At 39.3% G+C, this 24228-nt stretch carries 23 protein-coding genes and 1 riboswitch; of the genes, 16 read left to right on the top strand and 7 right to left on the bottom strand.

Annotated elements, in window-relative coordinates; all coding sequences use genetic code 11:
- Nucleotides 1-7: 7 nt before the first annotated feature.
- Together iolE and iolB are read left to right on the top strand one after the other, a co-directional pair.
- The gene (gene iolE, locus SJ312_RS08185) at nt 8-901 is read left to right on the top strand and encodes a myo-inosose-2 dehydratase (protein ID WP_004262122.1); all 894 of its coding nucleotides are present in this window, start codon (nt 8-10) and stop codon (nt 899-901) included.
- Between the two features lie 143 nt (nt 902-1044).
- The gene (gene iolB, locus SJ312_RS08180; protein WP_110592174.1) at nt 1045-1875 is read left to right on the top strand and encodes a 5-deoxy-glucuronate isomerase; all 831 of its coding nucleotides are present in this window, start codon (nt 1045-1047) and stop codon (nt 1873-1875) included.
- A 79-nt stretch (nt 1876-1954) separates the two neighbouring features.
- Here iolB and SJ312_RS08175 read toward each other — a convergent pair whose 3' ends face one another.
- Both SJ312_RS08175 and SJ312_RS08170 read right to left on the bottom strand, forming a co-directional pair.
- Nucleotides 1955-2596, bottom strand: coding sequence for an NAD(P)-dependent oxidoreductase (locus SJ312_RS08175; protein ID WP_110592173.1), 642 nt, complete (start codon nt 2594-2596; stop codon nt 1955-1957).
- A 139-nt stretch (nt 2597-2735) separates the two neighbouring features.
- The gene (locus SJ312_RS08170) at nt 2736-3704 is read right to left on the bottom strand and encodes an FUSC family protein (RefSeq protein WP_004262118.1); all 969 of its coding nucleotides are present in this window, start codon (nt 3702-3704) and stop codon (nt 2736-2738) included.
- A gap of 210 nt (nt 3705-3914) precedes the next feature.
- On the opposite strand from SJ312_RS08170, the gene SJ312_RS08165 reads away from it, so the two are divergent.
- Nucleotides 3915-4535 (top strand): malonate decarboxylase holo-ACP synthase, encoded by a 621-nt coding sequence (locus tag SJ312_RS08165; protein WP_319867384.1) that lies wholly within the window; start codon nt 3915-3917, stop codon nt 4533-4535.
- Nucleotides 4536-4677: 142 nt separating this feature from the next.
- On the opposite strand, the gene SJ312_RS08160 is transcribed toward SJ312_RS08165, so the two are convergent.
- Nucleotides 4678-5307 (bottom strand): glutathione S-transferase family protein, encoded by a 630-nt coding sequence (locus tag SJ312_RS08160; RefSeq protein WP_004262116.1) that lies wholly within the window; start codon nt 5305-5307, stop codon nt 4678-4680.
- A 381-nt stretch (nt 5308-5688) separates the two neighbouring features.
- Between SJ312_RS08160 and SJ312_RS08155 the strand changes: the two genes are divergently transcribed.
- From SJ312_RS08155 to tehB, 5 genes are all read left to right on the top strand, one after another.
- Complete coding sequence (locus SJ312_RS08155) at nt 5689-6246, top strand: cytochrome b (protein ID WP_319867381.1); 558 nt, start codon at nt 5689-5691, stop codon at nt 6244-6246.
- Nucleotides 6247-6259: 13 nt separating this feature from the next.
- Complete coding sequence (locus tag SJ312_RS08150; RefSeq protein ID WP_004262112.1) at nt 6260-6838, top strand: YceI family protein; 579 nt, start codon at nt 6260-6262, stop codon at nt 6836-6838.
- A gap of 318 nt (nt 6839-7156) precedes the next feature.
- A complete protein-coding gene (locus SJ312_RS08145; RefSeq protein ID WP_036958473.1) occupies nt 7157-7930 on the top strand; it encodes a hypothetical protein in 774 nt (257 codons plus the stop codon).
- A 174-nt stretch (nt 7931-8104) separates the two neighbouring features.
- The gene (locus SJ312_RS08140) at nt 8105-9184 is read left to right on the top strand and encodes a linear amide C-N hydrolase (protein ID WP_004262105.1); all 1080 of its coding nucleotides are present in this window, start codon (nt 8105-8107) and stop codon (nt 9182-9184) included.
- 121 nt (nt 9185-9305) lie between these two features.
- Nucleotides 9306-10193 (top strand): SAM-dependent methyltransferase TehB, encoded by an 888-nt coding sequence (tehB, locus tag SJ312_RS08135; protein WP_004262097.1) that lies wholly within the window; start codon nt 9306-9308, stop codon nt 10191-10193.
- A gap of 231 nt (nt 10194-10424) precedes the next feature.
- Here the strand turns inward: tehB and clcA are convergent, their stop codons facing one another.
- Nucleotides 10425-11822: a H(+)/Cl(-) exchange transporter ClcA gene (gene clcA, locus SJ312_RS08130; protein WP_319867379.1), complete on the bottom strand. Its 1398-nt coding sequence runs from the start codon at nt 11820-11822 to the stop codon at nt 10425-10427.
- A 303-nt stretch (nt 11823-12125) separates the two neighbouring features.
- Between clcA and hcp the strand changes: the two genes are divergently transcribed.
- Both hcp and hcr read left to right on the top strand, forming a co-directional pair.
- Nucleotides 12126-13778, top strand: coding sequence for a hydroxylamine reductase (gene hcp / locus SJ312_RS08125; protein ID WP_094961350.1), 1653 nt, complete (start codon nt 12126-12128; stop codon nt 13776-13778).
- Between the two features lie 75 nt (nt 13779-13853).
- Nucleotides 13854-14858: an NADH oxidoreductase gene (gene hcr / locus SJ312_RS08120; protein WP_036958472.1), complete on the top strand. Its 1005-nt coding sequence runs from the start codon at nt 13854-13856 to the stop codon at nt 14856-14858.
- Between the two features lie 103 nt (nt 14859-14961).
- Here the strand turns inward: hcr and SJ312_RS08115 are convergent, their stop codons facing one another.
- Nucleotides 14962-15198, bottom strand: a complete 237-nt coding sequence (locus SJ312_RS08115; RefSeq protein ID WP_047756882.1) for a HEAT repeat domain-containing protein — start codon at nt 15196-15198, stop codon at nt 14962-14964.
- 586 nt (nt 15199-15784) lie between these two features.
- A riboswitch (M-box (ykoK) riboswitch) is annotated at nt 15785-15956 on the top strand.
- A 73-nt stretch (nt 15957-16029) separates the two neighbouring features.
- Here SJ312_RS08115 and SJ312_RS08110 point away from each other — a divergent pair.
- Nucleotides 16030-17100: a magnesium transporter gene (locus tag SJ312_RS08110; protein ID WP_004262087.1), complete on the top strand. Its 1071-nt coding sequence runs from the start codon at nt 16030-16032 to the stop codon at nt 17098-17100.
- A gap of 32 nt (nt 17101-17132) precedes the next feature.
- Here SJ312_RS08110 and SJ312_RS08105 read toward each other — a convergent pair whose 3' ends face one another.
- Entirely contained in the window at nt 17133-17666 is a 534-nt protein-coding gene (locus tag SJ312_RS08105; protein ID WP_165879853.1) for a SprT family zinc-dependent metalloprotease, read from the bottom strand.
- A gap of 106 nt (nt 17667-17772) precedes the next feature.
- On the opposite strand from SJ312_RS08105, the gene SJ312_RS08100 reads away from it, so the two are divergent.
- Genes SJ312_RS08100 through SJ312_RS08090 form a run of 3 tightly spaced genes read left to right on the top strand, consistent with a single transcriptional unit; the run spans nt 17773 to nt 18953 of the window.
- Entirely contained in the window at nt 17773-18099 is a 327-nt protein-coding gene (locus SJ312_RS08100) for an ArsR/SmtB family transcription factor (protein WP_004262083.1), read from the top strand.
- A gap of 1 nt (nt 18100) precedes the next feature.
- The gene (locus tag SJ312_RS08095; RefSeq protein WP_004262082.1) at nt 18101-18538 is read left to right on the top strand and encodes a YeeE/YedE family protein; all 438 of its coding nucleotides are present in this window, start codon (nt 18101-18103) and stop codon (nt 18536-18538) included.
- A 4-nt stretch (nt 18539-18542) separates the two neighbouring features.
- Entirely contained in the window at nt 18543-18953 is a 411-nt protein-coding gene (locus tag SJ312_RS08090; protein WP_004262080.1) for a DUF6691 family protein, read from the top strand.
- 70 nt (nt 18954-19023) lie between these two features.
- On the opposite strand, the gene metK is transcribed toward SJ312_RS08090, so the two are convergent.
- Nucleotides 19024-20175, bottom strand: coding sequence for a methionine adenosyltransferase (gene metK, locus SJ312_RS08085; RefSeq protein ID WP_004262078.1), 1152 nt, complete (start codon nt 20173-20175; stop codon nt 19024-19026).
- Nucleotides 20176-20894: 719 nt separating this feature from the next.
- On the opposite strand from metK, the gene speA reads away from it, so the two are divergent.
- Together speA and speB are read left to right on the top strand one after the other, a co-directional pair.
- Complete coding sequence (gene speA / locus SJ312_RS08080; RefSeq protein ID WP_004262076.1) at nt 20895-22799, top strand: biosynthetic arginine decarboxylase; 1905 nt, start codon at nt 20895-20897, stop codon at nt 22797-22799.
- A gap of 269 nt (nt 22800-23068) precedes the next feature.
- The gene (gene speB, locus SJ312_RS08075; RefSeq protein ID WP_094961355.1) at nt 23069-23989 is read left to right on the top strand and encodes an agmatinase; all 921 of its coding nucleotides are present in this window, start codon (nt 23069-23071) and stop codon (nt 23987-23989) included.
- The last annotated feature ends 239 nt before the right edge of the window (nt 23990-24228 follow it).

Raw genomic sequence — 24228 nt, 5'->3', positions numbered from 1 at the left:
CTTCATCATGGCAATCCAACTTGGTATCAACCCGTTGACATGGACGAATGATGATTTACCCACTTTAGGGGCAGAAACGTCTCTAGAAACATGTTTAACTGAAGGTCGTCAAGCGGGTTTCGCTGGTTTTGAGCTAGGTAATAAATTTCCACGTAAAGCGGAAATCTTAGGGCCGATCTTAAAGCAGCATGACTTACAATTGGTTTCAGGCTGGTATTCGGGAGAATTATTATCTCGCAGTGTGGAAGAAGAAATTGAAGCGGTACAAGAGCACTTAGCATTGCTACGTGATTTAGGCGCTAAAGTGATGGTTTTCGCGGAAGTGACTCACTGTATTCATGGCGATCAAAACAAACCTGTTCATATGCGCCCATTGTTCCCAGCTGATCAATGGGAAGAATACGGTAAAAAATTGACCGAATTCGCAAAATATACTTTATCTCAAGGGGTTAAGATTGCCTATCATCATCATATGGGGACAGTGATCGAGTCCGCAGAAGATGTGGATAATTTAATGAAACATACAGGGGATGAGGTCGGTTTATTACTGGATACAGGGCATTTAACCTTTGCCGGTGCAGACCCAGTTGAAGTGGCAAAACGCTGGGCAAAACGTATCAATCATGTGCATTGCAAAGATGTCCGTGCAGATGTTCTAAAAGATGTTAAAAACCGTAAAACCAGTTTCTTAAATGCAGTATTAGCAGGGGTGTTCACGGTACCCGGTGATGGGTGCGTTAACTATCCAGAAGTGTTTAAAGTATTGAAAAATAGCCAATATGAAAATGGCTGGTTAGTGGTCGAAGCAGAGCAAGACCCTGCGATTGCACATCCATTGACTTATGCCACATTGGGTTACAACAATTTGTCTAAATTTGCTAAGGATGCGGGCTTAATCTAAATCGTCGTCGTCATATTTCAGTCTGTGGCATTGTTAGCTTTGTTTGCTGACTCTAGCCACAAACTGAACTGTTTAATTGATGAAACGGTTAGTAACTGAAAAGAATTACATATCTAGAACCTAAAAAGTGTCAGAGGAAAGTTATGTCAAAATTATTGTCGAAATACCATGCTCCAGATGCACATAAGCGAACTCAGCATATCACTCCGAAAATCGCTAACTGGGGATATGTTCACTTTGATGTTTATGAATTAAAACAAGGCGAGTCTGTCTCCTTGCCTGCCTCTGAAAATGAAATGTGCTTAGTACTGGTGGCGGGTAAAGCGACAATTAAAACACCGAATCAAGCGTTTGAAAATATTGGCGATCGTATGGATCCTTTCGAGCGTAAAAAGCCGTATGCGGTGTATGTTACAGCGCAAGAGTTTGCTGAGGTCATGGCGGATACCGACCTTGAATTGGCAGTTTGCAGGGCAAAAGGAAAAGGAACTTACCCAACTCGTTTAATTGGCCCTGATGATATTGGTGCGGAACAACGTGGCCATGGTTATAACAAACGCTATGTGCATAATATTTTGCCAGATGATAAAGCCGCTGATAGCTTATTAGTCGTGGAGGTCTTTACAGATGAAGGCTGTACTAGCTCTTATCCAAGCCATAAACATGATACCGATAATGAACCCAATGAAACTTATCTAGAAGAAACCTATTATCATCGTTTAAATCCTTCCCAAGGTTTCTGTATGCAGCGCGTTTACACGGATGATCGCGAGTTAGATGAATGTATGGCGGTGTATAACAAAGATGTCGTTATGGTACCAAAAGGGTATCACCCAATGGCGACAGTGGCTGGTTATGATAACTATTACCTTAATGTGATGGCAGGGCCAACCCGTAAGTGGTTATTTACATGGGAAAAAGACCATAACTGGGTGAATAGTGAAATCTATGCAGCGAAACATAGTGAAAAGTAAGTTAAAGCAGAAATATGTGAATTAAGTTCTGTTATCTATCTTTGCCGGTAAATATTTACCGGCTTTTTTTCGATTAAACTTAATATGCTGCAGTAAATTGTTGGCGAATGAACTGCCTATTATTTACCTCATCAAGTATAGCTACCGCAAAATCTTCAACTGATATTTTCGCAGGAACGTTGCCATTCATCAGCAATTGTTCGCCTCCAAGACGGAAGGTTTCTGTTCTTTCTCCTTCCTCGAGTATTGCGGCTGGGGAAATGTAGGTCCAATCCAATGAATCAATGGATTGTAATTGGTTCTTAAATTCCCTCATTGCTTGAGCGCCTGGTTTTATTTCGGCAGGAAAATCGGGGGAATCAATTAAATCAATACCTGAAGCAATTTTTAGGCTTCCTGCACCACCGACCACAATAAATCGTTTTACCATCGATTTTTGTACTGCTTGTAAAATGGCCTGGTTTCCTGCCACGGTATCTTGATACAAATTCGGATTTTGCCAGCCACCATTAAACGCGCTGATGATGACATCCTGTCCTTTAAGCCGAGAGGTTAACCATGGGATATCTGTAATATCACCAGCGGCGGTGATTAAAAGAGCGTGCTGAAATAATTGATTACTATGACGAGAAATAGCCGTCACTTGGTGGTGCCGAAGCAACGCTTCAGCGACTAATGCTCTGCCGACAAAACCCGTTGCGCCAATAATCGATATTTTCATCTTCAGTTCCTCTTTGCTTGAGTGCCTCACTCAAGAATAATGATACTGATAGGGCTAGGCTTTAGGACTAAGACTTGTTTTCCCAATGTGTTCTTTTTGAGTATAGAACAAACGTTCTTATTGGGGAATATGCTTAATTTTATTTCGTTTCTCTAAATAACTTTAAAATAATACTCGTCATAATGGCGATGGTTCCTCCTAAGGCGGTTTCAAGAACGCGGTCAAACAATAATTCATAGGTTGGGTGACGCCAATATATAACGAGCTCAAGAATGGACAAAATTAAGCTTGTCACGACAAACGTCATAAACGTATATCCGTGATGAAAGCTCATCGGCATTAAAAAGGCGAACACCACGACTGCAATTAAACCGATATACGGCATAAAGGGTAAATTGAATAAAAAATACAATAATAAGACAGAAATAAGACTGCCTAAGACCCTCTGCAAAGTAATTTTAACGATACTTTGTGATTTTGGATGCAATACAAAAACGAAGGTCAGTAATGTCCAATAAAAGTGCCCTAGATCTATACTGCGAGGAATAGCGAGCGCGAGTAATAGCCCCAAAGCATAAATCATTGAGCGTGGGATAATATTTTTTCTCAACGTAAACAAATTTTGTTCAACTAAAGCGCTCGTTATTACACTATGGCGTGTCATTTTATGGCTAAGGACATAATACGTAATTAACGTTACTCCACTACCAATAATAAACCCTAACGCTAAGCTTTTGGATATATCAGGTAAAATGGTACCAATTGTCGACATGATAATCATAAATTTCATGGTTAAATCCATAGCAGGATCTGTGCCATACAATTGGTAGTAAATGAACGAAAAAATGGCGAGATAAATATAATATGCGGTACCAAGGCGTAACGTATCACCGATAAAAATAGCGACTAAAATCATCAATAAACAACAAGCGGTATAGGCATAATTCTTATATTCTTTTGCTGCATTGAATAAATTAAAGGAATACAGCGTTGAGAATGTTGCCCACATCGCAGCTTGTGCATCTAAGATCACAAAAGCGGTTGCGGCGCTAAAAAACATACAACTGGTAAAAATAATTCCATCGTGGATAGCAGGAAACGTTCTCATAATCCGATGCTCACAAATAGAGGCTTAACCTATTAATTAATAACGTAATTAAATAATATACGGTATAAAATTTCAAGGTGAGAACTCAGTATTTATGACAAGTTACCATTAAATGGCATGTGTTGAATTGTTGGTTGCGATATTCTGTTTTTATGTGACAAAAAAGGCATAATAGGGGAGAGCAGTTGTAGCAATCATAAAGGTAATAAAATGCAAATAATCAATCCTCATGATTTTGTTTGGGTCGGCAGCAATAATGATGTCGCGATAGAATCGCTTCCTGAATGGGTCGGCTCACAGTGGAACAGTAAGTTACCGTTGACGGTATACCGAAATAAAGCGGATGAGAATAAACTGACTGTTGCAATTAGAGGAATTAAGCCACACCAACGCGTTACAACACAAATTGAAAAACCTGCAATTACGCACATTATGAATGTGGAATCCTTGGTGGCGAATTCGGTGGAACTACAACGTTCAATGTTTATCGCTTTACCACCGGTGCAGGTTTTATGGATCATTTCACAGACTAAATGGCCTTGGCAATGGGGAGTAACAGGGAGTTGTGCTTACACTTTAGCGACAGATATCCAAAGTATGTTGTCAGACTGCGACCTTGATGTGGTCATTCGCTGTCCACATCGTCAAGAAAAAGAAGATTTTGCTGAGTTTGCAATTAAGGCGAACACTCCTTATTGCCCAATTGATATTCATATCGAAACCCCTAAAGGTGGGTTTTCATTAGCTGAGTGGTTTAAAAATGAAAAGGTTACATTACACACACCACTTGGCGATATTATGACCGCAGACCCGTGGAATGAAAAATTATAGCCCACTGTTTGTCTGTTAAATAACCTAATGTAGCTTGAATGACCGACAAATTGGTTAAATATTAATTTTGATGTTCGAGCAGGTGATTTTTTACTAATCAAATAAAGCTGGAGGCATATAATGCCTCCCGATTAGCCTATTTTTAGTGTTCAATATAGGGTTCTTGTAAACCTGCTTCATGCCATTCTTTCATTGCGGGTAAAACTAAAATTCGGTCAACCCATTGTTTGGCAGCTGGGTTTACAGGTAAGTGATAACTGCGAATTCGGAAGGCAACTGGTGCAAAAAAAGCATCTACAGCCGTAAATTCACTACCTGCAAGCCAAGGGCCACCAAATTGGTTTAACCCATCCTGCCATAATTTCTGCAATCGATTTAAGTCGGTTTGTAATTCAATTGAAATATTGTTAAGTGGTGAATTATGAGTACCATCCATTGGACATTGCTGGCGTAATGCACTAAAACCCGAGTGCATTTCTGCGCTTGCACTACGAGCCCATGCTCTGGCTTTTCGCTCTTTTGGCCAGACTTGAGGGTAGTCTTCTGCAACATATTCACAGATGGCTAATGAATCCCATATTGTTTGGTTTTCATCGATTAAACAAGGGACTAAGCCTGTAGGTGAAAAACGACTGAATTTTTCATGGCTGCTTTTGCCGTTTTCAAATAAACACAAATTTTCTTCAAACGGGATCTGTAATACCTTTAGTAAAACCCAGGGACGTAGTGACCATGAAGAGTAGTTTTTATTTGCTATCCAAAGTTTATACATAGTATTTAACCTATCAATCAGTTTGCAATGTTAAAAGAAAGAATACCAATGTATGGGGAAAAAGGCAGACCTACAAATGTTATTTTATGAATAACAGCTTATATCTATTAGGAATAAGCTAGATTTAATTGAAATTAATAAATAAATGAACTAAGTATTTAGTTACGACCATTTACAAAACTGGAAGAATCTTTATTCAACTTTTATAATTAAAACTAGACAAAATCAAATAGTAATCTATTTTTCATTATGTTGATCGTATTTGAATGTCTTCAACAAAATATTTGTTTAACTTTGGGATAGGAATAAAATTAATTTCACCTTATGATTATTACGGCTTAGTTAATAAAATATTACCTTCTTCTCTAAATGGTTTTTATCATGCAATGGAAAAATAATGCAAGTCGTTATGGGCATATCTCTTTGCTCATACATTGGCTAGTCGCAATTGTCGTATATGGAATGTTCGCTTTAGGTTTATGGATGGTGACACTAGGCTATTATGATAGTTGGTATCATCAAGCTCCTGAGATACATAAAAGTATAGGAATATTATTATTTATTGTTATGGCATTTCGTGTGATTTGGCGATTTATTTCACCGCCACCGAAGCCATTAGCAAGCTACAGTAAATTAACGAAAGCTAGCTCTATTATTGTTCAAATTCTGATTTATATTATTTTGTTCAGTATTTTGATCAGTGGTTATTTAATCTCAACCGCTGATGGACAGCCTATCAGTGTATTTGATTGGTTTGAGGTTCCTGCACTATTTACTGGTGCTTCAACACAAGCAGATACAGCAGGTGAAGTTCATTTATATTTAGCTTGGGCAGTGGTTCTATTATCAGTGTTGCATGCTTTTGCAGCTTTTAAACATCACTTTTTTGATCGTGATATTACATTAAAAAGAATGTTGGGTTTTAACCCCGATAAGTAACGTGGAGATAATTATGTTGAAGAAAACGGTTCTTGGTCTGGCTACTGGCGCACTTTTTTTAACGGCAGGTTCAGCATTAGCAGAAACTTACCAATTTGATAAGCAAGGCCAACACGCGTTTATTGAATTTCGTATTCAGCATTTAGGTTATAGCTGGGTATATGGTAGTTTTAAAGACTTTGATGGGTCTTTCACTTATGATGCAAAAGACCCATCAAAAGATAAAGTCGAAGTAACTATTAAGACAGGCAGCATTGACACTAACCACGCAGAGCGTGATAAACATTTACGCAGTGGTGATTTCTTAAATGCAGCAAAATTCCCTGAAGCAAAATTCGTTTCAACAGAAGTGAAGAAAGACGGTGAAACATACAAAATCACAGGTGATTTCACATTAAATGGTGTTACTAAGCCGATTACATTAGATGCTAAATTAATGGGCGAAGGTAAAGATCCTTGGGGTGGATACCGTGCAGGTTTTGAAGCTGAAGGTAATATTAAGCTGAAAGAATTTAACATCAAATCTGATTTGGGCCCTAAATCTCAAGAAGCACAACTGTTGATTTCAGTTGAAGGTGTTCAAGTTAAATAAGATTTTTATCATAATAAACCTTCAAGCTTTCAAGTCTTGAAGGTTTTTTTATATCTAGCGTTTTCTAAATTGTTTATTTATGGCAAATTCTCCCGTCTTAGCCTCGCATTTTCCCTTATTCCTATAGCTTGACGACTTTGATACAAGCTAAAATAAACATTATCACTTTTTATAGGTCAATTCGTGGCATTAATAATCTAGGTCCGTGATGACTATTGTTTTTAGATGCCATGACATTATATGCGATGGGTTCTACAGTATATAAGTAGCTTGAAAGTGTTTGTGGGAACCGTTTTACCAAGAAAAGGCAGGGTAACTTTGAATACAAATAACTCACGTAAAACCGCATTAATTGTTAGCATTATTTTTATTGCATTCGCATTCGGTTTTTATTGGTTAAGTAAAGATAATAATGTGTTATCTACAGAAAATAATAGTGCAATTCATTCAGAGGCACTTGCCCAAGTTGAAAAAGAACTGCCGATTATCGCGACGGTGAAGAAAATAAGCCCTGAAACCTATCAAAGTTTTGAGCATCTAATCACGCAATACGACCCAGCTAATGAAGATTTACGTCGTCAACTGTTTGATCAGGTTGTTGGCAATGTCATGAAGCTGGTGCTAGAACGTATGGAATATGCTTCTGATGATTCCGTAATTAATTTTACTAGCAGAGTGAATGATTACCTGAAAATCTTATTAGAAGAAGACCCAACAGGAAAAACGTGTTTTTATTCATTGTTTCCGCACTTAAGAGAAACAGCGGAAATTATTCCACCACAAAAAAGCCAAGCTGTTTTGTTGAAACAAATCCAAGCGACCAATGAGCTCTTAATTTCAAGTGAAGCTGGTGTAAAACAGGCGTTGATGTCCCCAAAAGAGTATTCTGAGGAATTAACACAGCTTGCTAGTGGGCTTTCTGCAAAGTATGGTGAAGATACCGCAATCCTTGGAAATTTAGAAGCAGGGAAGAAATCACCTGCATTAGCGTGCCGTATTTCTATTAGTTTCTATAATGAAATATTATCTATGCCTGATAATCAGAAAAAAGCGGCATTACTACGTTCTTTATTTTCATCAGTAAATAATTAATTCTTTCCAGCAAAATGGCACTGGTTAATATGGGTGCCATTTTGTGTCATTATTTATTATATTTCATTGTGTTAATCGCACTTTTTTTAATACATTATTCTTTGAGCATAAATAGTTCGTATTTATGTAGTATGCTTATTATGTAAATTTATTTTTAACTATTTTGGAGATGGCATGCAATTTATTAAGAAAAGTATCGTAGCACTTGCCGCAACTGCTGCGATATCAATGCCGATTACAGTTAGCCAAGCTTGTACTCGAGTTGTTTATTTAGGTGAAAATGAACAAATAATGACCGGAAGAACAATGGATTGGAAATACGATATTGGTACCAATCTATGGATCTTTCCTCGAGGGATGGAGCGTGATGGCATTGCAGGGCCTAACTCTTTAAAATGGAAATCAAAATACGGCAGCGTGATAGCCTCGGGTTATGATATTTCAACAACGGACGGAGTGAACGAGGAAGGTCTGGTTGCCAATTTACTGTGGCTCGCGGAATCAAAATATCCTCAAATAGATAATAAGCAACCTGCGTTGTCGATATCTTTATGGGCGCAATATGTTCTAGATAACTATGCGACAGTGGAAGAAGCCGTTGCTGAGCTAGAAAAGAATCCACTCGTAGTCGCAACAGATAATGTGCCAGGACAAGATAGGTTAGCGACTTTACATTTATCATTATCAGATGCGAGTGGTGATAGCGCGATTATTGAATATATCGATGGTAAGCAGGTAATTCATCACAGTCGCAAGTATCAAGTTATGACTAACTCGCCGACTTATGAGAAGCAATTAGCAATGCAGGAATATTGGCAAGGAATTGGCGGCACTGTAATGTTACCGGGGACTAACCGCTCCGCTGATAGATTTGCTCGCGCGCAGTTTTATATTAATGCAATTCCTCAGAAAACAACGCCTAATAAAGCGGTCGCCAGTGTTTTCAGTGTCGTACGTAATGTGTCTGTCCCTTACGGATTGACGTCTGAAAATTCGCCTGAAATATCGTCAACACGTTGGCGGACATTAGTTGACCATAAACGTCAGCTCTACTTTTTCGAGTCAGCATTAACTCCAAATATTTTTTGGACTGATTTGGCAAAAATTGACTTTTCAGCGGAAACTGGAAAAGTGAAAAAGCTGGATCTCGGTGAAGAGCAGAGCCATATCTATTCAGGGGATGCGACCAACAGTTATGTAGTTACAAAACCTTTTGAATTCTTAGGGTTAAGTGCGGAACAGTTAGGTTATTAACTGAGCCCATGAAGCATTTCAGCCCTCTTGGTCTATAGGGGGTTGATATGAATCAAGCCCGCGATAATTAATTTATGAATGTTTTGCAGATAGCAAACGAACGGTATAAGATGTATTTAAAATGCAACTTATTGGTGATGATATGAATGATCTCGTGTGTTACAAAACTATGCCAGTTTGGAATAAAGCTTCTTTGCCGTTAATGTTCCAAGAGCGCCATAATACAAAAGAGGATACATACGCACAGTTGAAAGTGCTAAAAGGCTCTTTAGATTTTATCATTTTTAATGAAGACGGCAGCGAGCAACACTTTACCTTTGATATTCATAACCAGCCGCCTATTATTGAACCTCAAGTTTGGCATCGTATTTCTGCTTGTAGTGATGACATGGAATGCCAACTGGCATTTTTATGCAAACCAGAACTGAAATTTTATAAAGAGCATGGGTTAACGACTCCACATTCAGAAGTGCGCTATTTGTGTGAGAATCACCTGAGTAAGCCATGTAAAACATTAGATTTAGGTTCGGGAAGAGGGCGTAATAGTTTTTATCTTGCCTTGCAGGGGTATGACGTGACCTCGGTAGATATCAACCCTCAGCATATCCAAGCAATTGACTTCGTTAAAAAACAAGCTGGGGTAGAGAATATTCATACGGCTGTTTATGATATTAATAGTCACCAAATACAAGAGAACTACGAACTTATTATTTCCACTGTCGTGCTAATGTTCTTGCAGCGAGAAAAAATCGCCAATGTTATTACTAATATGCAAGAACATACCCTGCCAGGGGGAGTTAACGTTATTGTGTGTGCCGTTGAAACGCCAGATGCACCGCTGGATTTAGTGCCATTTAAATGCTTCTTAAAACCAGGGGAGCTAGAAGGGTATTATAAAGATTGGGATATTTTAAAATATAACGAAAACCCTGGTCATTTACACCGCACTGATTCACAAGGTAATCGTATTAAATTAAATTTTGCAACACTCATTGCAAGGAAGAAGTAAGTAAGAAATTAGCATAGGTTATCTTAATAAAAGAGTTGCCGCTGTCGGCAACTGAGGTTGTTGACAAAGCGGGATAAAAGCGTGGTTTTTCCCGCTTTGTGTTATCAGCCGAAAATCAATAAATTGATTTTCCTAGTTTATTTTCAAAACCTATTCGACTTGCCGCCAAACATAATATGTTTGTCAGCAGTCTGAGTTGCCGCTGTCGGCAACTCTTTTTGCTTCTACTATTTAAGGTTTGTCAGTGACAGGCGGAGCGGTTTCTTTTTCGCTACGGGCTAAAGTTTTTTCCAGCAATACAGAATATAGCGGTTTGCCACCTAAAAATTGGGCCATCATTGTGGCGCCAATGCAGGTAATAATCATCGGTAAGATTAACTGGTAGTTATTTGTCATTTCTAAAACTAAGACTATCCCAGTTAATGGGGCTCTGACGGTTGCGGCAAATAAAGCTCCCATGCCTGCAATAGCGAAAGTCCCCACTTCAATTTGGTAATTAGGGAATATTTCGAGGGCGGCGTAGCCGAAAACACCACCAAATAATGTCCCAAGGGCGAGTAAAGGAGAGAAAATACCACCTGGAGCCCCAGAGCTAAAGCTAATCGTCGAAGTTAAAAACCGCAAAGCAAAGAATATGAATAACAAAGTGATGGTAAATTGGCCTGCTACCATCTGGTGGATCACGGAATATCCACCACCTACAATTTCAGGCAGGTAAACGCCAATTGCACCACAAGCACCACCAATTAACCCGCCCATCAATACAAAGCGAGAAATTTTATTTTGGTAAAATGCTAAAAATTTACTTTGTAGGTACAATAAAAAACCATTAAAACAGATACCGATAACACCAAACATTAATCCTAAAATTAAATAAAGCCATAAAGTATTCATAGGTGCAGAAGAAAATTGGCCGATATTTAATACAATAGCTTCTCCATTGATTAGCCGATAGACAATGGTGGAGGTAACAACACCGATAAATACCGCTTTAATTGAAATTAAACTGTATTTAAATTGCGGACGCATTTCTTCAATAATAAACAAGATGCCAGCTAAAGGGGCATTAAATGCTGTAGATAAACCTGCCGCCGCACCAGAGGCAAGCAAGGTGTGGCGTGACTCATTATCTTTTAAACGAAATAAATCATAAAACATTTGGCTAAGGTTCGCACCAAGTTGCACGGTTGGTCCTTCACGGCCTAATACCATACCTGAGCCCAATGTTCCTAATCCACCAATAAACTTAACTGGGATGACTCTCCACCATCTTACGGGGCGTAAATCCTGTAATGCACCTTCAATTTCTGGGATCCCAGACCCACCAGATTCAGGAGAGAACCGTTTAACAAGGTAATAGCCTAACATGGCAAGAAGTGCCGAGGTAAAAAACATCCCAACAACCATCAGCCATTTTGGGGCAACCCATTCACTCACCGATTGCACGCGATAGTTGCTAATCCAAGTTGTTCCTAATTCAAATAGTGAACCGATAAGACCGACCGCCGCACCAATGAGTGCCGCAAGTAGTAAGATTTTTACAGGTGTTTTATCTGATTCTTTTAGCCGTTTAAAAATCCGCAATCGGGTTTTTATCATAGATTTACTAGCTGAATTTACCTGGCTCATCTTTATTGGATTCTCTTTATACGATGGAATAACAAACACTTATAGGTAAGTATAACAAGAGTTATCGTAAGAGCGTTATCAGGATATAAATAAAATGCAAAATAGTGCATTTAAGCAAGAAAAGTGAAAACAAAACCAACAGCACGAATAGCATACTTTCATTACTGTGAATAGTTCTCATTTGCAATGAATATTAATATAGATCAATAAACCATTAGATAATGAATAATTCCACTTTTTTATTCTAATAAAGAGCGTAGTCTTAATGTTGTATTTGAAATGCAACTTTAAGAGGCGAACAACATGTACTGTGTGCAATGTGAACAAACAATTAGAACTCCAGCTGGTAATGGCTGTGCATACGCGCAGGGTATGTGCGGTAAAACAGCAGAAACTTCTGACCTACAAGATTTATTAGTTGCTGTATTGCAAAGCTTATCTGCAAGTGCAGTCACTGCCCGCTCACTGGGTATTATTGACCATGATATTGATAGTTTTGCTCCGCGCGCATTTTTCTCTACTTTAACCAACGTCAATTTTGATTCAGAGCGTATTATCGGTTACGCCCGTGAAGCTATTTATTTACGTGATAAATTAATAAAACATTGCCAATCCGTGAATAGTGTAGTGGCTTTCAATCATCCATTAATTAATTTGCAATTAAATGGTACTGACATTCCAACCTTACAGGCACAAGCGGCTCAATTTTCATTAGATATTGATAAAGCTGAAGTCGGCGAAGACATTCACGGTTTACGTATGTTATGCCTATATGGCTTAAAAGGGGCGGCAGCCTATATGGAACACGCCCATGTTTTAGGTCAGTATGATAATGAGGTTTATGGCCAATATCATGAAATTATGGCTTGGCTTGGAACATTGCCATCGGATATGAATGAACTGCTTGATAATGCCATGGCAATTGGTCTAATGAATTTCAAGATCATGGAAATTTTGGATGCAGGTGAAACGAGCGAATTTGGTCACCCAACGCCAACGGAAGTCAACGTTCGTCCAGTCGCAGGGAAATGTATTTTAATTTCAGGTCATGACCTGAAAGACTTAAAAATGTTGTTAGAACAAACTGAAGGTACGGGTATCAATGTTTATACCCACGGCGAAATGCTGCCAGCACATGGTTACCCAGAACTGAAAAAATACCCTCATTTAGTCGGTAACTATGGTAGCGGTTGGCAAAATCAGCAAGTGGAATTTGCAAAATTCCCTGGGTCTATCTTGATGACCTCTAACTGCATTATTGACCCTGATGTTGGGGATTATAAAGACCGTATCTGGACGCGTAGTATTGTGGGTTGGCCTGGTGCAAAACATTTAGTGGGTGATGATTTTTCTGCAATGATTGCTCAAGCTCAGTCACTTGCCGGTTTCCCGTATACCGAAATCGAGCACAAAATTACGGTTGGTTTCGGTCGTCAAACACTGTTAGGTGCGGCAGACGCGGTGATTGATTTAGTTTCACAGAAAAAACTACGTCACGTATTCCTTGTTGGTGGTTGTGATGGTAGCCGTGGCGAACGTAGCTATTATACGGATTTTGCCCGTAGTGTACCTGAAGATTGCTTAATCCTTACACTCGCATGTGGTAAGTATCGTTTTAATAAATTAGATTTTGGCACATTAGAAGGGCTACCACGCTTACTGGATGTGGGCCAATGTAACGATGCATATTCTGCCATTATGCTTGCGGTGAATCTATCAGAGAAACTTGGTTGTGGTATTAATGACTTGCCATTGAGTCTGATTCTGTCTTGGTTTGAGCAAAAAGCGATTGTCATCCTTTTAACATTATTAGCGTTGGGTGTGAAAAATATTTACACCGGCCCAACAGCACCTGGTTTCTTAACTGAAAACTTATTAAATGTGCTAAATGAGAAGTTTGGTATGCGTAGTATTACGACAGTTGAGCAAGATCTGGCAGAAATTTTACCTGCATGATCAATAAACCGATAGAAAAAGCTTAAAAACGATGTGAAAGATGGGGGCTGCGACCCCCTTTAAAGGAGTAGCGCGATGACCATGCCAAGCAGTTTATGTCCAAATAGAATGCAAGTTCATTCTATTATTCAAGAAACATCAGATGTCTGGACAATCAACCTTATCAATCATGATTTTTATACATATTCACCTGGTCAATATGCTTTGGTCAGCATTAAAAATAGTGATGATGTCATGCGTGCTTATACTCTTTCATCATCACCGGGGCAAAGTCGTTTTATTTCCATTACTGTCAGGCGGTTAGACGATGGTGAAGGGTCAAATTGGTTAACACGTTCGGTTAAAGAAGGCGACTATCTTTGGCTTTCTGAAGCGCAAGGGGAATTCACCTGCGCTAATCTAAAAAACACTGAGTATTTGATGTTAGCTGCTGGATGTGGTGTGACACCAATTATGTCAATGACACGTTGGCTGATGGTGAACCGCCCGAGCTCCCATGTAAAAGTACTATTCAATGTTCGCGATGATAAACAAGTTATTTTTGCCGAGGAATGGCAAAAACTCGTCCGCTTATATCCAGAACGGTTGCAATTGTGTGTTATGGCAGAAACACCAGATAATGGCGATATTGCACAAGGACGTTTAACTGAAGAGAAATTGAAAGCGTTAGTACCCGATATTGATTCACGAATTGTGATGACGTGTGGGCCTGTGCCTTACATGAAAAATGCACAGCAATTTGCTGCTAATTTAGGCGTCCCTGCTGAACATTTCTTTATGGAGCGTTTTTCAACTGAACCAGAGGTTGTTGATAGTGAAGATATTCTTACATTAAAAATCCGTCAACGATTGGTCGACTTTAAAGTCCCTGTAGGTACTTCTTTATTATCTGCACTGGAGCAAAATAAACAGCCCGTTATTGCAGCTTGCCGAGCAGGGGTTTGTGGAAGCTGTAAAACAAAAGTGTTATCAGGTAAATACACAACAACAAGCACAATGACATTAACTGAAGCAGAAATAGCTGAGGGCTATGTTTTAGCTTGTAGTTGCCAATTACAGGGTGACACTGAAATAGCGTAAAATTATATAACATGTGCAAACTGTCTCATTAGAGTATTAATGGGACAGTATTATTTAAAATAAATCATAGTAATTATTTACAATACTCAAAATGAGAGTGCAATTAATGTTTCGGTAGTGAGCTATTTAAAAAATAAATAGATAATTTACTTAATGTATTAATCGCTGATACAGCAACCTCTTTGTTTGGGTCCTGACATAAGTCTATGATTCGTATGATGGCATCATTATATTCAATCGTTGCTTTGAAATCACCTAAAGCAGAAATGGCAGCAATTTTGATTTCATCGTTTACGCGAAATGTTAGTTTCGTTAACATTCCAACAATTACTTTATCCATAATAAAACTTTCACTGTTATATAAAATAAAAAATATTCTAAGATAATTCTTGTAATATTTAATACTAAATTGATATCTGCAATTAAATATTAACAATTTAAAAGAATGCTTTTTAATGATAATTTCGAATTAAATAATGCCTTAAGTGTATTTTCTTACTTCATTATTTGTTTGCTGGCTTATTTTTAATATAAAAAACCAACTAATGACTGATATTAGTGATTACTTGTACTCTAATAAAGCGTTTTAATTATATTAAATTGGGCTTACTCCTTTATATTGTTTTTTTTGTATTGTACGGTAAATAGAGAATTAAGTTTTGATTAATTATCGGTAAGGTTTACTAAATAATATTACAAATGATACTTTGATTTCTCAAAGGGTTGGTTATTGATAAGTAAATAAATATATTTACTTCAATTCTAATATTCATTCTTATTATTAGTTACATTTTGTTACTTTATAAAGATATATTTAATATAAACTTAAACGGAACCTAAACAATAAGTTTTCCATGCGTAAAAAAACGTAGATATAGGGTGGCAATTAATTCACCAATGGGTATAATTCGCGCCGCATCCAAAGTGCAGTATCTCGTTAGGCGAGGCTCCTATACAAACATAGGTTACTGATCTGACGACGTCGAGAGACGCCCAAGATTAGGACAGGATATATCGACCGAAGGTATATCCCCATGTAACTTCCTGCTAAGTCAGGATACGTTGTATAGTGCTAAAACCGAGACGAAGAGATAGCTTTCGCATTCTCTCATCTGGTTTCGCCCCTATGTGAGTACTGTTTGAGTAACCAACAGTAATAGGGACTAAAAAAATGACATTCACTACCCAGAACAAAGCGGGAGCAGTTGCTATTGCTCAATCCGCAATGAAAGGCGCACGCCTCAAAGACAATAACACACAGCCAGCAAAAGTTGATGATGCAACAGTCAGCGCTTATATGAGTCAATCATATTTGCCAGTATCTGTCGCAGACTCAATAGCTTGCGTGAAAAAAAATCTTATTGAACACCTTGATGGCGAGCAAATCCCAACCTATTTATTTGTTGTCGACAATGACAATTATTTAAATGGCATTCTTTCAGTTAAATCATTATTAGCTTCACCTGAAAATTTATTAGTTTCTGATATCATGCGACACAATTATTTTTCTGTTGCCCCAGAACAATCACGTCATGATGTTTATGATCTGATTAATCATAGCGGTTTAGATATGATACCTGTGGTGCAATTTGGCAAATTAATGGGTGTTTTGCGTCCGCAAGATATCGCCGAACTGATTGAAGATGAGAATACACTCGATGCGCAGCTACAAGGCGCTACTACCCCATTAGATGAGCCCTACTTAACGACAAGCCCTGTAACTTTATGGCGTAAACGTGTCGTTTGGTTATTGATGCTATTTGTGGCCGAAGCGTATACAGGAACTGTATTAAAAGCATTTGAAGAACAGCTCGAAGCCGCAATTTCGTTAGCGTTTTTCATTCCGCTGTTGATTGGTACAGGCGGTAATAGTGGAACACAAATTACATCAACATTAGTCCGTGCAATGGCATTGGGCGAGGTGAGTTTACGTAACCTTGGTACCGTACTGAAGAAAGAGGTTTCTACCTCATTTTTAGTGGCGGTGACCATCGGTGGTGCGGCATTAATTCGTGCATGGATTTTAGGTGTTGGCCACGAAGTGACTATTGTGGTTAGCTTAACCATCGTTGCCATTACAATGTGGAGTGCGATTGTTTCTTCAATCATTCCAATGGTATTGAAGAAAATGAAAGTGGACCCAGCAGTTGTTTCTGCCCCGTTCATTGCAACTTTCATTGATGGTACAGGCTTAATTATCTACTTTGAAATCGCAAAATTAGTGATGACGGAGTTTGCTTAAGCGCACATCTCAAACTTGATGCGGCAGAAAGTCTAATTTTCTGCCGCAGCGACAGAAATCCCTTCTTGTTTCAATACTTCTCCACATTTTCGACATAAATATTGGTTTTCACCACGTAATACTTTGTTGTGGCGGCGTATGGTTAATTCATGGGACGCTTCACAGGCACAACGGTAGAGAAATGTTTTACTTTTTACTGTTGTAACCGCAAAGTTGTGCGTACGTTTCGCCGTGACTTCCAGTACGTGTTGCATCATCCATTTCCATTCTTTGCCATGCGGTGCGATACCTTTGCGGCCAAATACATGAAAAACCAACAAATGCGCTAATTCATGAGGCACAACCTCATCAATAAATTGCTCTGTATTTTCGATAAGTAAACTGGGGTTAAGGCGAATTTCCCATTCTTTTAAGTAAGCACTACCCGCAGTTGTCCCCCGTTGTTTGTAATTAACCGTTGGCTCTGAAAATGATTGTTCGAGTTTGTGTTCTGCAAGTGCGAGTTTTTCTCGCAATGTGCGCATGACTTGTTGCTGTAAAAAGAGTGGAACACGGATTGTTTTCATGGGGTAAAGGATACGTGAAGGTAATGGACATAAACAAGCAATAATTGACAAATATTATATCAAAACATATATTGTATTTTTATATAATATTAACTAGAAATAACATATGCCCAATAATACCTCTGAACAGCAACTGTTAGCGATGAAGCAGGCCGCATCAGAAACGGCTTCATTATTGAAAACACTAGGGAATCCAGATCGCTTAATTTTATTATGCCAATTAACACAGGGTGAAGCCTGCGTTAGCGAGTTAGAAGAGCAGTTAGGAATATTACAACCGACACTCTCTCAACAATTAACAGTATTGCGTAATGAAGGCTTAGTGATGACGCGTCGAGAAGGAAAGCGCATTTACTATGCGATAGCAGATGAAAAATTATTTACGTTGCTCAATACGTTATATCAGCTTTATTGCCCTGTGAAGGAGAAATGAAATGACAATAGATTGGGCTAATTTTACGCCACTTTCTGCCGCGATTGGCGGTGTGTTGATTGGCTTAGCCGCAGCAATTTTATTAGTGTTTAACGGTCGTATTGCAGGTATCAGCGGTATTTTAGGCGGTTTATTGAAACCAACTAAGGGGGATACTGCATGGAAATTGGCATTTATTATTGGTTTGATGAGCGCCCCAACGTTGTTTACTTGGTTGGCGTATACACCAGAAGTTAACATTGCGACCAGCACACCTATTTTAGTATTAGCTGGGTTATTTGTCGGTTTTGGCTCACGACTGGGAAGTGGCTGTACTAGCGGTCATGGGATCTGCGGCATGGCAAGGTTATCCCGTCGTTCAATTGTTGCAGTATTAGTCTTTATGATTGTTGCTTTTGCGACAGTCGCACTAGCCAACCATTATGGGATAGGGAGATAAAGCAATGCCTATTCTTATCGCATTAATTTCAGGGATACTGTTTGGTTTAGGATTGGTCATTGCCGGGATGGGAAATCCAGCAAAAATTTTGGCATTTTTAGATATTACGGGAACGTGGGATCCTTCTTTATTAATTACGATGGCAGTTGGAATGGTAATCAGTGGTATTGCTTTCTTAGGGGTTAAAAAACGCTCTGTTAGTGTACTTAATTGCCCATTGCAAATTCCTACCAATCAAACGATAGATAAAAAACTAGTCACCGGAAGTGTGTTATTTGGTGTGGGGTGGGGGTTAGCAGGGATCTGCCCAGGACCTGCATTATTGTTAACAGGAATGGGATTGACACAAGGGATAATATTTACATTAGCAATGGTTGCGGGGATGGCTATCTTCCAGTTTACGCAAAAAAATTAATCGCTCATTGTGAGCAATAAAAAACCCATCATTTGATGGGTTTTTGTATGTGACTTATTGACTAAAGAGATTACAGGCCTGCAGCGGCACGCAATGCTTCAGCTTTGTCAGTTTTTTCCCAAGGGAACTGAGAACGACCAAAATGGCCATATGAAGCAGTTTGTTGGTAAATCGGGTGTAATAAATCAAGCATTTTGATTAAGCCGTAAGGGCGTAAATCAAAGAATTCACGAACTAATTGAATCAATAATGACTCATCAACTTTACCTGTTCCAAAGGTTTCTACCATAATCGATGTCGGTTCTGCCACGCCGATAGCGTAAGAAACTTGGATTTCACAACGGTCAGCAAGGCCCGCGGCGACAATGTTTTTTGCCACGTAACGTGCTGCATAGGCTGCTGAACGGTCAACTTTTGACGGGTCTTTACCAGAGAATGCCCCACCACCATGGCGAGCCATACCGCCGTAGGTATCTACAATGATTTTACGGCCTGTTAAACCGCAGTCACCCATAGGACCACCGATGACAAAGCGACCTGTTGGGTTAATAAAGTATTTTGTATCTTTTGATAACCATTCTGCCGGTAGGACTGGCTTGATGATTTCTTCCATCACGGCTTCATGCAGGTCTTTTTGTTGAATATCTTCAGAATGCTGAGTAGATAAAACAACAGCGTCAATACCGACAATTTTATTATTGTCGTATTGGAAAGTAACCTGACTTTTTGCATCTGGGCGTAACCATGGCAATGTGCCATTTTTACGGACATCTGCTTGGCGTTGAACTAAGCGGTGTGCATAAGTAATAGGAGCAGGCATTAATACATCAGTTTCGTTGGTTGCATAACCAAACATTAGGCCTTGGTCACCGGCACCTTGTTCTGATGGGTCAACACGGTCAACACCTTGATTGATATCGGGCGACTGTTTACCAATCGCACTTAAAACGGCACATGAATTGGCATCGAAGCCCATTTCGGAACTGGTGTAGCCAATTTCGCGAACAGTTTTGCGCGTGATTTCTTCAATATCAACCCAAGCACTGGTGGTGATTTCTCCCCCGACCATTACCATACCTGTTTTGACGTAGGTTTCGCAGGCAACGCGAGCTTTCGGGTCTTGTTCCAGAATAGCATCAAGTACTGCGTCAGAGATTTGATCAGCAATTTTATCTGGATGCCCTTCTGATACAGACTCAGAAGTAAAGAGATGTGTAGCCATGAGATTAATACCTTAAGAATTCGCAAATTTATAATTGGATGTTTTAACATCTAGACGGCTATTTTAGTCCCATACAGTAAAAATTTCTACCTGTATTTATATAAAAAACGAATAGAGACATAAAACAACCATTGGTAAAGTTTTATCGCAATTTAGTCATTTTGGTTTTGCTTTTTGAGCGCAATAGATGTATAAACTGCGACCGTAACGGATGGTTGTTATTTCCCGTTATATACCAGCAGAATAATATAAAATTTCTGCTATCTATCAGGAATGTTTATAAACTTTTGAATTTCAATAAAAAATAAGGTGATATAGCTTAAATCAACAGGTCAAACTGCCAAAATAGTGCTACCACATTGAAATTTTAAAGGGGTAAACAGTTATATTGGGGGTTAATGGGTAATGATCCATAATCTACTGAATAACAGTATCCAACCGTCATATGCGGATCGCCGCGTGACTTTGGCATTTACTTTCCTGTCATTCTTTACTTCATCACGAAGTTACCGTCACATCTTTAATACACCTTCGAGGCTGAGTCATTAATCTGTCAGCTTAAGGTCGTATATTGTCACTGTTTAGAAGTTCTAAGCACTTTTTATTAAAATCTGAGTATTGCCGTTTCCCCGACATAACTGCCTTGCAGTGTTATGTCTTCACTGACATGCATCAGGAAGGAGAACGCGTCACTCACCCCTCCATAAAAGGAGTTTATTATGAATGATAATATCGCTCGCAAAATGCGTCAGACGTACAACATCGCGTATTGGGGTGGTGGTTACTATCAGGTGAATGAGCGCGGAAATGTCTGTGTTTGCCCGAACCCTGAGAACCCTGACACCTTTGTTGATTTAGCTGACCTCGTTAATCAGGTTAAAGAAGAGCAGGAGCATTTACGCTTGCCTGCACTGTTTTGTTTCCCGCAAATCTTGCAGCACCGTTTACGTTCAATAAACGCAGCATTTAGACGTGCACGTGAGTCTTATGGCTATAAAGGCGATTATTTCCTGGTTTATCCAATAAAAGTTAACCAGCAACGCCGAGTCATTGAATCACTGGTTAATTCTGGGGAACCGTTAGGGCTTGAAGCGGGTTCAAAAGCTGAATTAATGGCCGTTTTAGCGAACGCAGGTAAAACACAAACCGTTATCGTCTGTAATGGATATAAAGACCGTGAATATATCCGATTAGCATTAATTGGGGAAAAATTGGGTCACAAGGTTTACCTTGTTATCGAAAAAATGTCTGAGATTGAGATGGTATTGGCAGAAGCGGAAAGCTTAAATGTCACGCCACGCTTAGGGGTTCGTGCCCGTTTGGCTTCCCAAGGCTCAGGTAAATGGCAGGCAAGTGGCGGTGAAAAATCTAAATTTGGTTTGGCTGCAACTCAAGTACTGCAATTAGTGGAAATTTTACGCAATGCTAATCGCCTAGATAGCCTGCAGTTGCTTCATTTCCATTTAGGCTCCCAGATGGCTAATATTCGTGATATCGCAACCGGTGTCCGTGAATCAGCCCGTTTTTATGTTGAATTGCATCGCCTAGGAGTCAACATTCAGTGCTTTGATGTGGGTGGTGGCCTAGGTGTTGACTATGAAGGTACTCGCTCTCAATCCGATTGCTCAGTCAACTATGGCTTAAATGAATATGCCAACAATGTCATTTGGGCGATTGGGGATGCGTGTGAAGAGTTTGATTTACCACATCCAACGGTAATTACGGAATCAGGCCGTGCGTTGACAGCGCACCATACGGTGTTAGTGTCCAATGTGATTGGGGTTGAACGTAATGAATTTACCAAAACAACACCGCCTCATGAAGATGCGCCACGTTCATTAATTTCTTTATGGGAAACGTGGGAGTCAATGCAGCACCAAGGTAATAGCCGTTCATTACGCGAATGGTTGCATGATAGCCAGTTCGACTTACAAGAAGCGCACACTCAATATGCTCATGGTGTGTTAGATTTGACCCAACGTGCATGGGCAGAAGAGTTATACCTAAATATTTGCCGCCGCATTCAACAGGATTTAGATCCAAGCAATCGTGCTCATCGTCCGATAATCGACGAACTTCAAGAGCGCATGGCTGATAAGTTTTATGTGAATTTTTCCTTATTCCAATCGCTACCAGACTCTTGGGGAATTGACCAAGTGTTCCCAGTATTACCGATTGAAGGGTTAGATAAACCATTAGACCGTCGTGCAGTACTGTTAGATATCACCTGTGACTCAGACGGTATTATTGACCATTACGTTGATGGTGATGGCGTTGAAACCACAATGCCAATGCCTGCATATGACCCAGAAAACCCACCAATGATAGGTTTCTTTATGATTGGGGCATACCAAGAAATTTTAGGTAATATGCATAATCTGTTTGGTGATACCGCAGCAATAGATGTCTGGGTTGATAGCCAAGGTAATCTGCGTTACTTGCAAAGTGAAGAGGGCGATTCTGTGGCAGATATGCTGCAATACGTCAAATTAGTCCCAGAAGTCCTATTAGAAAGTTTCACAGAGCAAGTAAAAGGGACAGGCTTGAGTGAGCAACTGCAAAAAGATTTTGTAGAAGAATTCGAAAATGGCCTATATGGGTATACTTATTTAGAAGACGAGTAAATGCGCGTTATATTTCGCACCGTCGCGTTGTTGGCTGCATTTGCCAACCCTAGTCACATACTTGTGTATGCTCCTAGGGATTGGCTCATTTTGCCGCCTAGCGACAGCACGAACTATTTAGCGCATTAAGATACTGAACAGATAATAACTTTGTGCAAATAACATGATTTGTTTATTATTTATACTGCGCGAAGTTGATTTAGGTAAAACGATTCGAATCGAATATTAAAAGGGCTTGCTAACGGGCAGGCCTATTTTGAGGAACAGAAATGATTAATAGTACTTTAGGCAATCAAGTTGATAATTCACTGGTTTCTAACGCATTTGGTTTCTTACGTTTCCCGCTGAATTTTCAGCCTTATAGTTCAGATGCAGAGTGGGTGATCACCGGTGTACCCTTCGATATGGCAACTTCAGGTCGTGCAGGTAGTCGTCATGGGCCAGCCGCAATTCGCCAAGTTTCCACAAATCTTGCATGGGAAAGCCACCGCTGGCCTTGGAATTTCAAGTTAACAGACCGTTTGAATGTTGTTGACTGTGGTGATGTGGTATTTGCTTTTGGTGATGCGCAAGACATGAGTGACAAGCTGCAAGCACACACTGAAAAACTACTTGAATCAGGTAAACGTTGCTTGACCTTTGGTGGTGACCATTTCGTTACACTGCCATTGCTGCGAGCTCATGCGAAACACTTTGGTAAAATGGCCTTAGTTCATTTCGATGCACACACGGACACCTATGGCAATGGTAGCAAATTTGACCACGGAACCATGTTCTATCATGCACCAAAAGAAGGTCTGATCGACCCAAATCATTCAGTACAAATTGGTATTCGTACCGAACATGACAGCGACAATGGCTTTACTGTATTGGATGCAGGTCAGGTGAATGATCGTAGTGTGGATGATATGGTTGCGCAAATCAAAGAGATTGTTGGCGACCTACCTGTTTACTTGACTTTCGATATTGACTGCCTTGATCCAGCGTTTGCGCCGGGGACAGGAACCCCTGTTATTGGTGGTTTAACGTCAGATCGTGCATTGAAATTATTGCGTGGAATACAGTCTTTAAACATCGTGGGTATGGATTTAGTCGAAGTGGCTCCGGCTTATGACCAATCTGAAATCACGGCACTCGCCGCAGCGTCTATTGCATTAGAAATGCTGTATATCCAAGCTGCTAAAAAATAAGTTATTTATATTTTACTGTATCAAGAAGCCACCGATTGGTGGCTTTTTTATATCCACAATTTATCTATGTGATTATTAATTGTACTGAAAATGAAGGAATCGCACTTTTTGTTTATTGATTTGAGAATGATTTTTATTAACAATAATCTTGTAATTTACGTCTATATGCTTTTTTCTACGGTAAAAAAAATATATTCACCATGTTAATAGTGTAATATTTTTTATAAATATTAAATGTT

Source organism: Providencia sp. CIM-Carb-044, from assembly GCF_033901115.1.
GTDB classification, from domain to species: domain Bacteria; phylum Pseudomonadota; class Gammaproteobacteria; order Enterobacterales; family Enterobacteriaceae; genus Providencia; species Providencia hangzhouensis.
Note: the sequence above shows the minus strand (reverse complement) of the source record. Positions and strands in the feature narration are given on the sequence as shown.